A 14,526-nucleotide genomic window follows, 5' to 3' on the forward strand; every position below is an offset into this window, starting at 1 on the left:
AACGCCGTAGCAACAAATAAATGTTGCGGTGCGAAAAAGTCAGGCCAGTTCCGGCTCTCTGGCAGGAGCCAGGGCGGCGATATCCGCCGAGGTCGCGGTCCGGGCCAATGTCAGCAGCGACTGGACGGCGAGCGCGGTGAAGGCGGGCATCTTGTCGGCCCAGGGCTTGCCATGGCCCAGGAACGGCGTGGCGCCTTCCATCGTGGCGCTGATGAACAGGGCGACGGTGCGGACGTCATCGGGCGACAGTGCAGGATTGATCGCCGCGACATGGTCGCCGATCACGCCATGGACCCGATCGTAGAAGGCCTTGACCCGGTCGGCGACGAAGGGGTTGTGATTGGCCAGCGCCCATAATTCGGTGAAGAGGTGGGTGGTCCGTTTCGACCCGATATCGTCGAGGCACAGGATGATGACCAGTTTCAGCCGCTCTTCCGCGGTCAGGCCGGGCTTGCGCACGACTTCGTCGAGCAGCTTGCCATAGCTGTCGACCAGTTCGTCCAGGAGCACCTGAATCAGCATTTCCTTGCGCGGAAAATGATAGCTGACATTGCCCACCTTCATGTCGCAGCGCGCGGCGATGCGGCGGATGGTGAAGGCATCCGCCCCCTCGTCGATCAGCACGTCCATCGCCGCCTTGAGAATGGCGTCGACCGTTTCGGTGCCGCGAGCATAGATGCCGGGACGGGAGGGGGGGCGTAACTGCGTCATTTAACTTATTTCGGGCTGTATCATCCCTTTCCTGCGGTGGCCAGAAAAGATGGGCCGGCAATGGAGGGTTCCGGCCTGTCCTTCGTCTTTCACTCTTCAAACAGTTTGAATTCGGCCAGACGGGTCGCTTTGCCCTTTGGTTGCGTGAAGCGCAGGCGGACCTTGCTGGTCCGCACTCGCGGCCAGCGTATGTCGGTGACGCCGTTGGCGATCGGGCTGCCCCGGGGCGTCGCGATGTCGCGCCAGTCGCCATCGACCCAGGCCTGAAGCCGGTAGGCCTGCGGGACGGCATAGCCCTTGCCATCGGCGAAGAAGGCCAGTTCGGCGCGGGCGAGAGCGACCGGCTTGCCCAGGTCGATGGCGTACCATTGATCGGCCGGGGACGAAGCGGGAGAGGGAGCGGACGACCAGCCGTTCGGCAGTTCGGGGAAGAACCATGTCCGGCCGTCGATCGCGTCATGGATATTCTCAGGGTCGATGGCGCTGGAGGCCGAGCCGATCGGGAATTGCCCGCGCACCAGTTGCACCGCGCGGTTGACAGGGCGGGCGATCGCAGGCGTCGGGGCGCGCGCGACCGGGACTTCGACCCGACCCAGCGTGTCGCGGCGAGCGACTTCCCTGCCGTCCACTTCGATCGACAGGCCCTTGCCGCGCCTGTAATGGCTGCCGTCCGCGTCCCATGTCACGGCGATCCTGTGGCCATGATAGGGAACGTCCTGCACCCGGAACCACGCAAGGGCCTGGGCGTCGGCCGCATCGGGCAGCAGCGGGTTCACCTCCAGCACGTCGTCGGCGCGGGGACGGATGCCGACCAGCCCGGTCAGGATCAGGTCGTTGAAGCCCGAATGGAAATAATGGTGGCTGCGGTCGAGGCCGACGATCGGCTTGCCGGTTTCGGGGTGATAATCCTCCTCGATGTCCAGTTTGCTGCCCTGATAGTGAAGCGCGGCATATTGGCGCAACAGGCGCATATAGGCGCTGCGGGTGACGGGGCCGGCCGCCCTGGCATGGTCCAGCAGGTTGGCCATGCCGTGCAGCACCTGCGTGGTCTGATAGGGCCAGACCGGGCCGTTCCACTGGCATTCCGGCGCATCGCCCAGATAGCGATATTGCCGCATATAATATTCGTAGTTCGCCTCGACCGTGCGCATCCCGGCCCGGCCGGCGAGGGAAGCGGGGTCGAGCAGATGCGCCCAGGCCGCGGCATATTTCGCGTCGTCGGGGACAAGGTCGAACATCCAGGGGAGATAGCCGACCAGTTCGCGGTTGCGGATCGGCTCCCAATAGCTGACGAAATCGTTCTTGCGCGACTGGTGGCGGTCGATGAAATGGGCGAGTTTTTCGCTCCACAGGTCGGCCAGGACGCGCTTTCGCAGGGCGTCGGCGCGGGCGGCATAGTCGGCGGCCATGGCTGCGTCGCCCGCCATCGCCGCCATGTTCGACAAGGCGCGGGCGTTGGCGAACATATAGCTGTTGACCGAAGGGCGGAAGGCGTCTCCGCCCCTAAAGCCGTCCTTGCCGCCCGATGCGTCGATCGAGGAGACGGTATATTCGGTGGCGTCGAGCAGGGGTTCGACGAAATAGAGGCCCTTGTCGAAGTCGTATTTGTCGTCCCAGAGGCGATAGATGTGGTTCATGACGGGCAGATGTTCGATCGCATCCGCGCGGTCGCCGTCGACGAGGAAGCGGCCCCAGACGCTGTCCGCCATATGATCGGTGAAGTGTCGATCGTTGCCGCCGCTACGATACATGAAATTGATATAGTCGTCGGCGAAGCGCCGGTCGTTGAGCCAGCGCCCTTCGCCGATATGGAAGCCGCTGGCGTCGTTCAGGCTGGCATAGGGATGGCGTTGCCAGTCGACATCGTCGGCAAATTCGGTGGTGATATAGCCTTCTGCGCCCAGGTCGCGCTGATGCGCGCGATAGAGCGCCCAGCGATAATAATAGACGGCGTCGATGGCCGGATCGGCGGATTCGAAGAAGGGGATGCGGTCCCGATACCAGGGCGCGTCGTTGCCGAAGCGTTGGGCGGCGATGGCGGCTATGTCCATCGCGGCGGGCGGCGGGGGAGGCGCGGCGCTCATGCTCGCCAGGGCGGCTCCCGCCAGCAGAAGCATGGTCGTCACGCGCATGGGTCATCCCTCCTGTCACAAACGAATATGGCGGCCGTAGCGGGAATGGAGAGTATCCCGATACGGCCGCCATCTATGGGGCGCGGCAAGGAGACGCCGCGCCCCATGGGCACTCACTTGAAGGTGTAACGGACGCCCAGCGCGAAGGTGCGCGCGATCAGGGTGGTGCCCAGGTTGAACTGGTCCGGGCCGCCGACATCTTCGAACTTATAATAGGTTTGCTGCTTCGACTTGGTGAGGTTCACCGCGTCGAAGGTCACGCCCAGACGATCGTTGAGGTTCCAGGTGAGCTGGAGATCCAGGCTCTTTTCCGGGTTGCGCCACACGCCGATCGGGTTGGCGAACAGGCGGGCTTCGTTGTTCGCTAGGAACTCCTTGCGCCAGATATAGGACAGGCGCGCGCCGATCGGGCCGTTATCATAGGCCAGCGTGGCGTTGTAGCTGAGGTCAGACACGCCGAAGAAGGACGAGGTCGCCTGCCCCACAATCTCGCCGGCCGAGTTGGACAGCGGGATATTCTGCTTGGAATCGAGGATGGTCACGCTGCCGACAAAGCCGAGGCCGTTGAGCGGGCCGGGCAGGTAGCCGGGGAAATAGGTCAGGCCCAGTTCCAGACCCTTGAGCACGCCGTTCGAGGCGTTGACCGGACGGGTGATCGCGAAATAATCGGTCGCGCCGGCTTCGATACCATTGTTCGGGATATATTCCTGCACCGTCAGCGGGACGACCAGGCCGTTGATCTCGCGGCGGAAGGCGGTCGCGGTGATCGCGCTGTTGCGGTCGAAATACCATTCCAGCGCCACGTCGAAATTCTTCGAATGGGTGGGCGCCAGGTTGGCTGTGCCGGCGCTGCCGCTGCCATAGCCGACATTGGTGAGGTCGCCGGTCAGGTTGTAGTTCGGATTGATGTCGCCGAAATTAGGACGACGCAGCGTTTCGCCATAGTTGAAGCGCAGGCGCAAATTGTCGAAAATCTCGTAGCGGGCGGTGAAGCTGGGCAGCCAGCGATCCGACCCCGACGACACGCTGGTCCGGGCGCCGCCGTTGTAGCGGTCGAAGAAATTATAGTCGGTATCCACCGTGACGTAGCGGGCGCCGGCCTGCAGCTTGAGCGGGCGGCCGAAGATCGAAATCTCGCCATCGACCTGCAGGTACATGGCGATCGTGCTTTCGTCGATGTCGAACGTCTTCTGCAGCGATAGCTGGTCCGACGTCGCCAGGCCGTAGAGGCCCCGCACCATGTCGGCATTGTCGTGCAGCCAATAGCCATTGGCCAGCGTCCAGCTTGACGGCACGTCGGCGCGGCCCTGATAGAAGTCCTTGTTGGTGAAACTGGCGTCTTCGCCCAGGCCGGCCAGCGTGGTTGCGATCAGCGGCCCGCCCTTGTCCTGTGTGCGCACGGCGTTCGACGCCTTGCGCTGGTCGATGCGGATGCCGGCCTTGACCTGACGGATGAAGCCTTCGTTCCAGGTGTAGTAGCCGTCGAGCGTGCCGGTGATGGCGCTGCCCTTGTCGCGATTGGCGTTGTCGTACAGTTCGGCGACATTCCATTTGCTGGTGTCGTTCAGCAGGCTGTCGTCGCTGAAATGGTAGGACGGGATGCCGCCACCCGCGTTGAAATCAACGTCGATCGAATCGGCGACGCGCGTGGTGCGCATGGCGATGAAGGAGCTTTTCGCCGTGCTGGTCTGATAGGCGATGTCGCCGACGATCTTGCCGCGATCGCCCAGATCCCATTTGCCGTTCAGGGCATACACATAGCTGTCGGTCTTCGATTTGCTGAAGTCGCCGCTGTTGAAACCGAAGACGTCCGCCACGCCAGTGCGCGACTTGATGATGTTGGTGCCGTCATAGGTTTCGACGGTGCCGGGGTTGCCCCACCAGTCGACGAAGCTGAACTGCAGGCTGTTGAAGGTTTCGCCGCGGAAGCCGGCGTAGAAGACTTCGGCCGTGTAGACCGAGCTGCTGTTGGGCGCCCATTGCAGCGCGACGTTGAAGGACGGGCGCTCACGCTTGCCATAGAGGTCGGAGCTGAACACCGCGTCGCGCGACAGATAATAGGGCGTATCGACGCCGTTGATGTTCAGCGTCGAACCGGCCGCCGTGGGCAGGCCGCGATCCAGGCCCGGCTGCCAGTTCACATTATCCGGGCCGGGGAAGATGCGCTCCAGCGGCGACAGGCCGGAACCGGCGGCGGGCGTTTCGGTGGCGAAGGGCACGAGCGCGCCGGCCGTGACGGTCTGGTCGCGATATTTGGTGCGGGTGTAGCTGCCGTTCACCAGGATGCCGATATCGCCGATGCCGGTTTCCCAGCGGTCGCTGACCAGCAGCGCGACGTTGGGGTTATAGGTATCGGCCTGTTCATTGTAGATGCCGCGGGCGAGGCCGGAAATGGCGAAGCCGTCGAAGTCGAACGGGCGGCGGGTCTGGACGTCGACCTGCCCGGCAAGCCCGGTTTCGATCTGGTCGGCCGAGCGCGTCTTGTAGACGTCGACGCGATTGACGAGGTTCGCGGAAATATCCTGCAGCGCAAAGCCCTGGCCAGCCGCAGTAAAGATGTTGCGGCCGTTGAGCGTGGTGAGTGCGTCGGGCAGGCCGCGGATCGAGATGCCGGAGGCTTCGCCGCCGGTGCGGTTGGTGACCTGAATGCCGGTGACGCGCTGGAGCGCTTCGATGACATTATTGTCGGGCAGCTTGCCCACGTCTTCCGACACGATCGAATCGACGATCTGGGTCGATTGCTTGCGGACGTTGAGCGCGCCGACGATCGAGGCGCGGACGCCGGTAACGACGATGTCGGCGGCTTCGTCCTGCGGTGCGGCATCGACGGCGGTCTGGGCGTGGGCGGCCCCCGCCAGCATCAGCGCGAACATGGACGCGGAACCGAGTGCGATCGGCTTGAAAGCCATTGGACAATCCTCCCCTGGAGCTGGCGCTTGGGCCATGCGTGAATTACTCGGACTAATTATTGCTCCGACAAATGAATCGCAAGCGGAATTTTGCGGTTCATTACAGCGAAATTTCAGCGATGTGATATTATTGCCGCACGCCTGCATGGCTGGGTTTTCCGGCGCATTTCCGTAAGGTCACGCATGGAAAAAGGGCGCCCTGCGTGTCGCGGGACGCCCTTGAGATATTGAATTGTCAGACTTATGTGGTCAGTCGATGTGCCACCAGGCGCTGGGGTCGCGACTGGCCACCAGCGCCAACTGGTCTGCGGACAGGCCGATGGCCTTGCCCGGTGCGGCGATCGACACGAACCGTGCGGCGTGCAGCGACTTCTCGTCGAAGCGGACGAACTGGCTGCGCAGGGCGAAATCGGCGCTCTTGCTGTCCTGCTGCAGGGTCAGCGATCCATCCTCGCCAGCGAACAGATAATGGTCCGGCATCAATATGGGGGACAGCATGATGCTGCGGGCGCCAGCGCGGCCGGGTAGCTGGCGGAACTGGGTCTGCGCCAGCGAGGGGTTGCCCGCAACAAGCTTCGCGCCGTCATGCGCCATCAGGCGCGTGGGGTCGGTGGACGAAATGAAGCGTTCGGGCAGCGGGCCATTGCCCACCGGCACGCCGAAATCGGGGGTGCCGTCGGCCGCGTAATAGAGGCGCTGGACGCGGGTGTGGCGGTCCGGGTTGAACAGCGGGTCGCCCTGGATCGCCGCATAGTCGCGGCCATGATAGACGAGGATGTCGCGGCCCTTTTCGTCAACGGTGAAGCTGTTGTGGCCGGGGCCATAGACGCTGGTGGCGCTGTTGGTGACGAAGACCGGCTGGGGCGATTTGGTCCAGCTCTTGGCGTCGAGCAGGTCGGCATTCTCGTCCGCCGTCAGCAGGCCCAGGCAATAGCGGGCGTCGGTGGCGCTGGCCGAATAGGTCATGAACAGGCGGCCGTTGCGGTGCAGGATGGCCGGGGCCTCGGCCACCTTGTAGCCGCGAATTTCCCAGTCGAGCGTCGGCACGGTCAGGCGGGTGACCTGACCGCCCAGCTTCAGCGGGGATTCCAGCTTGGCGATATAAAGGTTGCTGTTCGTTTCGATCCCCGGCTCGCGCTGCGCCCAGGCGAAATAGCGCACGCCCTTGTGGACGAAGCTGGTCGAATCGAGGTTGAAGCTGTCCCAGGGCGTTTCCAGTTCGCCCAGCAGGCTCCACTTGCCGGTCATCGGATCGGCGCCGTCGCAGATAACGGCATAGGTGCGGATGCGGAACACATCGTCGCCACCACCGCTGGGGCCGGCGGCGAAATACATGATCCACCGGCCGTCGATCTGGTGCAGTTCGGGCGCCCAGATGAAGCCTGAGCGCGGGCCGCTGGCTTCATGGCGCCACAGCACGGCTTCGGTCGCGCTGGTCAGGCCCGCGATCGTCCTGGAACGGCGCAGCACCAGCCGGTCATATTCGGGCACGGAACCGGTCAGATAATAATAGCCGTCATCATGGCGGAAGACCTGGGCGTCGGCGCGCTGCTTGACGAGCGGGTTGATCGGGCCGGGCGCGGTCGCCGGGGTCGATGCGGCGCGGGCGACGCCGGACGCGGCGGAGAGGGCGGCGGCGGTGCCGATGAAACCGCGGCGGGATAGGGCTAGGGACATCAGTGTCTCTCCGAAGGTGTTAGTCGGACTAATGGATTAATAGTGGGCTTGCGGCCAGCCATCGGCGCCCCAGGTGACGGGGGCGATGCGCAGGGTGGGGGCGCCGTTCGCCTGTTTGTCATAGGCGTGGTAGACGACATAGTCTTGGCCGTCCTTGTCGTGGAGCCAGCCCGCATGGCCGGGACCGCGGAATCGCTGCTGTTCCTGCAGATCGGCACGCAGGAAGATGGTGCCGCCGCCTTCCATCAGAGGACTGCCATCCTTGCCCAGATAGGGGCCGGTGATATCCTTGGATCGGCCCATGACGGTATAATAGGTGCTGTTGGCGCCCTTGCAGCAATAGTCGTAGCTGACCATCAGCCAGTAATAGCCGCCATGGTCGACGATGAAGGGGGCTTCGACCGGAGCAGGGCCGCCGGCCGGCGCAGGGCGGCGGGCGATGCTGAACGGCTTGGCCTTCGCATCCCTGGGCTTGCCGGTCTTCTGGTCCAGTGCGAACAGCTTGATACCGGTCCAGAAGCTGCCGAGCGACAGCCAGTGGCGGCCCTCCCGGTCGATGATGAAATTGGGATCGATGGCGTTATAGTCGTCGTCCTTGGTGGACAGGACGACCAGCCCCTCGTCGCGCCAACCGTAATTTTTCGCCTTCGGGTCCAGCGTCGGGCTGGTGGCGAGGCCGATGGCGGAGCGGTTCGATCCGAAGGTCGAGACGGAATAATAGAGCCGATAGCGGCCGTTGACGTAGGAAATGTCGGGCGCCCACATGCCGTCGCTGCCGGGGATCGCTTCCTTCGCCCAGGAAGGCAGCGCGGTGAAGATCGGATCGCCCGCGGTCCAGTGGATCAGGTCCGGTGAGGTGCGCGTCTCGATCAGCCGCTTGCCATGGCCGGTGCTGAACACATGATAGATATCGCCTTCGCGGGCGATGACCGGATCATGGGTGGGCACGAGGTCACCGGTCAGGCGGCTGCCCAGCGTGGGCGCGGCGGGCTGCGCCGCCGCTTGCGCGCAGATGGGGCCGGTCAGGAGGGCGAGCCCCAGCAATGTCACAAGCGTCTGCCGCTTCATGCGGGCCTCTCCATTCATCATCGCATTCAGGGGATTGGAGCGGGCGATGATTCCACCCGCCGCCCGCTCCAAACAGGTTATTGCAGTTCCAGCACCACCACCGATTTGGCCGGCAGCGTCACGGTCAGCGTGCCGCCGCTGACCTGCGCGCCGGTGAAGGCGACGGGCTTGACGGTTTCGGGCGCATCGAACGTGTTGTGGGCGTTCATTGCGCCGGCGGTCAGGATACGGCCGGTGACGCTGGCGGCATTCAGGCCGCCGAGCTTGACCGTGACCGTGTTGGCCTGATTGGGATCGAGGTTGGACAGGCCGACATGGACCTTGCCATCCTTGCCACGCACCGCAGAGCCGCTGACGGCCGGCATCACGAACTGGTCTTTATTATACCAGGGCGTGTCGATGCTGATCGGCAGCACCGTCGCGTCCTGCCACGGCTTGTACATTTCGAAGACATGATAGGTGGGGGTCAGCACCATCTTCCTGCCGTCGGTCAGGATCATCGCCTGGAGGACGTTCACCATCTGCGCGATCGCGCTCATCTTCACCCGGTCGGCATGACGCGCGAAGATGTCGAGATGGATCGACGCGACGAGCGCATCACGCATCGTGTTCTGCTGGCGCAGGAAGCCGGGATGGGTGCCGGGGTCCTGCGCATACCAGGTGCCCCATTCGTCCACCGCCAGGAAGATGCGCTTGGCGGGGTCGTACTTGTCCATGATGGCGGTGTGCTTGGTGATCAGTTCATCCATGTGCACGGCCTTGGACAGGGTGTCGGCCCAGAGGGTCTCGTCGAAATTGACCGGATCGGCCTTGGGCGGCCAGCCGCCCTGGGGCAGGGTGTAATAATGGAGCGAAACGCCATCGAGCTGCGCGCCGGCTTCCCGCATCATCACTTCGGTCCAGTTGTAATCGTCGACATTGGCGCCCGCCGCGATCTTCAATATCTTGGTGCCGCTCGGCGCCTTGATGAAGGTGGCGTAGCGACGCGTGACGTCGGCGGCATATTCGGCGCGCATGTTGCCGCCGCAGCCCCACAGTTCATTGCCTACGCCGAAATAGGGCACGGCCCAGGGTTCCTTATGGCCGTTCCTGGCGCGTTCGTCGGCCAGCGTGCCGGCGGGCGAGGTCATATATTCGACCCATTCGGCCATTTCCTGCGGCGTGCCGTTGCCGACATTGCCCGCGACATAGGCTTCCGCGCCGATCTGACGGATCAGTTCGAAAAATTCATGGGTGCCCACGGTGTTGGGTTCGGTCACGCCGCCCCAATGGGTGTTGATCTTGACCGGGCGCTTGGCTTTGCCGCCAATGCCTTCACGCCAATGATATTCGTCGGCGAAGCAGCCGCCGGGCCAGCGCACGACGGGAACCGATAGATTCTTAAGCGCCGCAATCACGTCGTTGCGGAAACCGTTGGTGTTGGGGATCGACTTGTCGTTGCCGACCCACAGGCCACCATAGATGCCGTTGCCCAGATGTTCGGCGAACTGGGTGAAGATGCGCCTGTCATAGACCGGGCCGGGCTTGGCGGCGTCGATCGTGGCGGTCGTGGGCTTGCCGCCGGTGTCGGCGCTGGCGGGCTGCCAAACCAAGGCGCTGGCGCAGAACAGCAGCGCGCTGGCGGTGCGGCGCAGGGTTTTTGTCATGTCCGTCCTCTCCTGTTGATATCAGTCGTGAAATGCTTGCGTGGTCTGGCGGGTGCCGCGCAGGAAGGCGTCGGCGACCAGCCGCAGCGGGCTGGTGTCGACATCCGACCGGCCGCCCCGGATCAGCGTGGCGAAACGGGCGTAGAGGCCGGCATATTCGACATCCTCGCCATGTTCGGTGCCGCTGGGCAGGGTCAGTACCGCACCACCATGGGCGAGTTTGAGCGTACCCGCGTCGGTGTCTACGACGATGTCCCAGCTTTGCGGGCCGGTCTGACGCCAGTCGAGATCCATATGGATCGCCGCGCCCGCGGTATCGCGAAAGCTGAGGTCCGCGGCGATCGGCGCGGCGCGATTTTCCGGCAGCACCAGCGTCGCGTCCTTCAGGAAGAAGGGACGCGGCAAGATATGGGTGACGATCGACAGCGCGTTGATGCCGGGATCGAAGACGCCGAGGCCGCCGGGCTGCCAGATCCAGGCCTGGCCCGGATGCCAGACGCGGACATCCTCGCGCCAGACGATCGATACCTTCTCGATCTTGCGCTCGGCCAGCCAGGCGCGTGCCGGGGCGACCCCGGCGGCGAAGCGGCTGTGCCAGGCGGCGAACAGGCTGACGCCGACCTTGTCGGCCTGGACCTTGAGCGCCTCCACCTCTGCCAGAGTCGCGCCGGGCGGCTTTTCCAGGAAGAGGTGGACGCCCTTCGTCAGCGCCTGCGTCGCCAGATCGTAGCGGACCTGGGGCGGCGTACAGAGCGCGATCGCGTCCACCGCCGGCCCCTGCGCCAGCAGATCGTCCAGGCTGGCATGATGCGGCACGCCATCGAGGCCCGCGTCGTGCGGGCTGACGGTGGCGGCCAGGCTGAAGGCGCTGTTGCCCCGGATCGCGGGCACATGCTGATCGCGCGCGATCTTGCCTATGCCCACGATCGCGATACGGATCGGGTCCATGTCGATGGGTTCAGAGCTGCTGGACGGCGACCTGAACGGGCGCGGCGCGCTTCAGCGGGTTGCGCACCGGCAGGGTGAAGGGGGCAGCGAGGATTTCGAACACATCGCCTTCCTGCGGTACGATGCCGTCGCTGAACGACAGGGTCGCCGTGCCGAAGAAATGGACATGCACGTCGCCCGCGCGGCGGAACAGGTCATATTTGAAATGATGATGTTCCAGATTGGCGAAACTGTGCGACATATTGCCTTCGCCCGACAGGAACGGCTTTTCCCAGATCACTTCGCCATCGCGCAGGATGCGGCTCGACCCTTCGATATGGTCCGGCGGGGTGCCGACCAGCAGTTCCGGGCCGAGCGCGGCCTGGCGCAGCTTGGAGTGGGCGAGCCACAGATAGTTATGACGCTCGGTCACATGGTCGCTGAACTCGTTGGCGAGCGCGAGGCCGAGGCGATAGGGGGTGCCGTCTTCGCCGATGATGTAGACGCCGGCGATTTCCGGCTCCTCGCCGCCATCCTGGGCGAAGGCGGGCATGACCAGCGGATCGGTAGGACCAACGAGCTGCGACCCGTCGCCCTTGTAGAACCATTCGGGCTGCTGGCCCGCGACGCCGGGGGCGGGCTTGCCGCCTTCCAGGCCTTCCAGGAACATGCGCATCGAATCGGTCTGCTTTTCGGCGGCGGCGGCTTCGCGGTGCATCTTGTCGCGGCCTTCGGCGGAACCGAGATGGGTGAGGCCGGTGCCGGTCAGTTGCACATGCGCACCATCGTCATGATCGATGGGGGCGAGCAGGCGGTTCGCTTCGAATTCGGCGGCGATATCGACGGCGGCACCCCGGCCGGCAGCCTCGACCGCGGCGGCGAGGCTGATCTTCTGCGCGATCGCATGGAGCGCCAGCGCGCGGATCGTGGCAAAGCCCGGCACGACATAAGCAGCGTCGCCCTGCGCGGCGATGACCGTCCGCTCGCCACTGTCCGAACGATGCTGCAACAGGCGCAATGTCATGAAAACTCTCCTCCCGCGCGCCTGGAAACGGCGCTCAATCCAAATCACAAGCCTCTTGCCGCGCGCCTGAACATCGTCCTGTCGAACGAGGCGGCGGCGGTGAATCTAATAATTACTCCGACATATTACAGGATGATGGTAATGGCAATGCTTGTATTATAGGGACGGATGTGCCTGATTGGGGAAAGGCGAGAGGAGCGGAAATGGTGAAGGAAAATCCGTCTTTGCACAGTGATGAGACGGAAAATGGCGGCGGAGCCAAGGCGGTTCGGGGTCCGGGACGGCGGCTGCACGGCGCGATCGCGCACAAACTGGGCATGGCGATCTTGTCCGGCCAATATCAGCCGGGCGACGTGCTGTCGGGCGAAGTTGCCTTCGCCGAGGAACTGGAAGTGTCGCGCAGCGCCTATCGCGAAGCGATCCAGGTGCTGACCGCCAAGGGGCTGGTCGAAAGCCGGCCCAAGGCGGGCACCCGTGTCCTGCCGCGCAACCGCTGGAACCTGCTCGACCCCGAAGTGCTGGCCTGGGCCTTTGCCGGCGAGCCGGACATCCAGTTCGTGCGCGACCTGTTCGAACTGCGCGCCATCGTGGAGCCTGCCGCCGCGCGGCTGGCGGCGCAGCGCCGTGACAAGGAGGATCTGCGGATCATGAAGGACGCGCTTGCCGCGATGCGCCGCCACACGCTGGCGACCGAGGCGGGGCGGGCGGCTGACCGCGATTTCCACAATGCGATCCTGCACGCAACGCGCAACGACGCGCTGCTGGTGCTGACCGCCAGCATCGGCGCGGCGGTGAACTGGACGACGCAATATAAACAGCGCGCCCGCGCTTTGCCACGCAACCCGATCCCCGACCATGTCCGCGTCTATGACGCGATCGCCGCGGGCGATCCCGCGGCCGCGGCGGAGGCGATGGGGGTGCTGGTCGATCTGGCGCTGGAGGATACGGCGAGCGCGATGGAGCGCTGAAAAAAAGAGGTTTGCCTAAATAAAAAGGCCGGAGCGGATATGCCGCTCCGGCCTTTTTTGCCGTCCGAAGGGCTTGCCCTTGGCCTTATTCCGCCGCGACCTGTTGGTCCGGCAGCGCATTGGTCGTCTTCGATCCCCACAGCGCATAGAAGAGGATGTAGAGCTCGCAGATCGCGGTGAGCAGAAAGCTGGTCTGCAGGCCGTAATGATCCGCCAGCCAACCCTGCACCACCACCAGCGCCCCGCCGGCGATCGCCATGATGAGCAGGCCCGAACCTTCTTCGGTCAGCGGGCCGAGCCCCTTGATGCCGAGTGTGAAGATGGTCGGGAACATGATCGAATGGAACAGGCCGACCAGGATCAGCGACCACATGGCGACCGGGCCGGTGGTGAAGACGGTGACCAGCATCACGACGAAGGCGCCGACCGAGAAGGCGGCGAGGACATGGCCCGCGTCGAACTTCTGCATGATCGCGGAACCCGCGAACCGGCCCACCATCATGCCGCCCCACAGGAAGGTGAGATAACGGCCCGCCTGCTCATGGGTCAGGTTGGCGATGTCGGGCTGGCTGACGAAGTTGACGAACAGGTTGGCGACGCCGATTTCGGCGATCAGATAGATGAAGATCGCCGGGATGCCGAACACCAGGTTGCGGTGGTTCCAGAGTGAATGCTTCTTGCGCTCTTCCTTGTTGTGGCGCTGTGTCGCATTGCCCATGGCGGGCAAGGGAAAGCGGGCGATGACGATGGCCAGCACCGCCAGCACGGCCGCGACGATCACATAGGGCAGGATCACGGACTGGGCGTCGGCCAGCCGTTCGGCCTGGGTCAGGACGACATCGCCCTGCGCCGTGCCGCCCTTGGACCGGCCCAGGATCAGATAGGCGCCGAACAGCGGCGCCAGCATCGTGCCGGCCGAGTTCATCGCCTGCACCAGATTGAGCCGCGACGAGGCGGTTTCGGGCTTGCCGACGATCGCGACATAGGGGTTGGCCGCGACCTGCAGCAGGGTGATGCCGCTGGCGATCACGAACAGCATGACCAAAGTCACGCCATAGGAGGGGATCGACGCCGCGACGGTCATGCCCAGCGCGCCGGCTGCCATGATGAGCAGGCCGATGACCAGCGACTTCTGGTAACCGACCCGTTCGATCAGCTTGGCCGATGGGATCGACGCCACGAAATAGGCGATGAACCAGACCGATTCGATCAGGGTCGTCTGGGTGTAGCTCAGCTCGAACACGCTGCGCAGATGCGGCAGCAGCGTGTTGTTGATGACGGTAATGAAGCCCCACATGAAGAAGAGGCTGGCCAGCAACGCCAGCGCCGGGCCGTAGCGCGTGCCGGGATTGTGCGTCGCGGTTACGCCCGCGCCTGATGAGATCGGTCCTGCCATTCATCCTTCTCCACTGCAGTTCCAGCAGCGGGCCGCCCGATCAAGGGTTGCGCCCGCTTATTTTGTCG

At 64.3% G+C, this 14,526-nt stretch carries 10 protein-coding genes; 1 reads left to right on the forward strand and 9 read right to left on the reverse strand.

The genetic code is table 11. From position 1 onward, the window contains the following. Positions 1–39: 39 nt before the first annotated feature. From K9B33_RS16510 to araD1, 8 genes are all read right to left on the reverse strand, one after another. The gene (locus tag K9B33_RS16510) at positions 40–711 is read right to left on the reverse strand and encodes a TetR/AcrR family transcriptional regulator (RefSeq protein WP_224550173.1); all 672 of its coding nucleotides are present in this window, start codon (positions 709–711) and stop codon (positions 40–42) included. Between the two features lie 89 nt (positions 712–800). After that, entirely contained in the window at positions 801–2,843 is a 2,043-nt protein-coding gene (locus K9B33_RS16515) for an MGH1-like glycoside hydrolase domain-containing protein (RefSeq protein ID WP_224550174.1), read from the reverse strand. Between the two features lie 113 nt (positions 2,844–2,956). Next, positions 2,957–5,752, reverse strand: a complete 2,796-nt coding sequence (locus K9B33_RS16520) for a TonB-dependent receptor (RefSeq protein ID WP_224550175.1) — start codon at positions 5,750–5,752, stop codon at positions 2,957–2,959. A 249-nt stretch (positions 5,753–6,001) separates the two neighbouring features. Beyond that, positions 6,002–7,429 (reverse strand): glycoside hydrolase family 43 protein, encoded by a 1,428-nt coding sequence (locus K9B33_RS16525; protein ID WP_224550176.1) that lies wholly within the window; start codon positions 7,427–7,429, stop codon positions 6,002–6,004. Positions 7,430–7,465: 36 nt separating this feature from the next. Next, positions 7,466–8,497 carry an arabinan endo-1,5-alpha-L-arabinosidase gene (locus tag K9B33_RS16530; RefSeq protein WP_224550177.1) on the reverse strand — a complete coding sequence of 344 codons (1,032 nt, stop codon included), beginning with the start codon at positions 8,495–8,497 and terminating at the stop codon, positions 7,466–7,468. 77 nt (positions 8,498–8,574) lie between these two features. Continuing rightward, on the reverse strand, positions 8,575–10,143 hold the full coding sequence (locus tag K9B33_RS16535) for an alpha-N-arabinofuranosidase (RefSeq protein WP_224550178.1): 1,569 nt from the start codon (positions 10,141–10,143) through the stop codon (positions 8,575–8,577). Between the two features lie 21 nt (positions 10,144–10,164). Beyond that, the gene (locus tag K9B33_RS16540; RefSeq protein WP_224550179.1) at positions 10,165–11,091 is read right to left on the reverse strand and encodes a Gfo/Idh/MocA family protein; all 927 of its coding nucleotides are present in this window, start codon (positions 11,089–11,091) and stop codon (positions 10,165–10,167) included. A 10-nt stretch (positions 11,092–11,101) separates the two neighbouring features. After that, on the reverse strand, positions 11,102–12,094 hold the full coding sequence (araD1, locus tag K9B33_RS16545; RefSeq protein ID WP_066605885.1) for an AraD1 family protein: 993 nt from the start codon (positions 12,092–12,094) through the stop codon (positions 11,102–11,104). Between the two features lie 203 nt (positions 12,095–12,297). On the opposite strand from araD1, the gene K9B33_RS16550 reads away from it, so the two are divergent. Then, positions 12,298–13,062 (forward strand): FadR/GntR family transcriptional regulator, encoded by a 765-nt coding sequence (locus K9B33_RS16550; RefSeq protein WP_066605882.1) that lies wholly within the window; start codon positions 12,298–12,300, stop codon positions 13,060–13,062. Between the two features lie 85 nt (positions 13,063–13,147). Here K9B33_RS16550 and K9B33_RS16555 read toward each other — a convergent pair whose 3' ends face one another. Continuing rightward, the gene (locus tag K9B33_RS16555; RefSeq protein ID WP_224550180.1) at positions 13,148–14,458 is read right to left on the reverse strand and encodes a sugar MFS transporter; all 1,311 of its coding nucleotides are present in this window, start codon (positions 14,456–14,458) and stop codon (positions 13,148–13,150) included. Between the last annotated feature and the right edge of the window lie 68 nt (positions 14,459–14,526).

The organism is Sphingobium sp. 3R8, assembly GCF_020166615.1.
GTDB classification, from domain to species: Bacteria; Pseudomonadota; Alphaproteobacteria; order Sphingomonadales; family Sphingomonadaceae; genus Sphingobium; species Sphingobium bisphenolicum.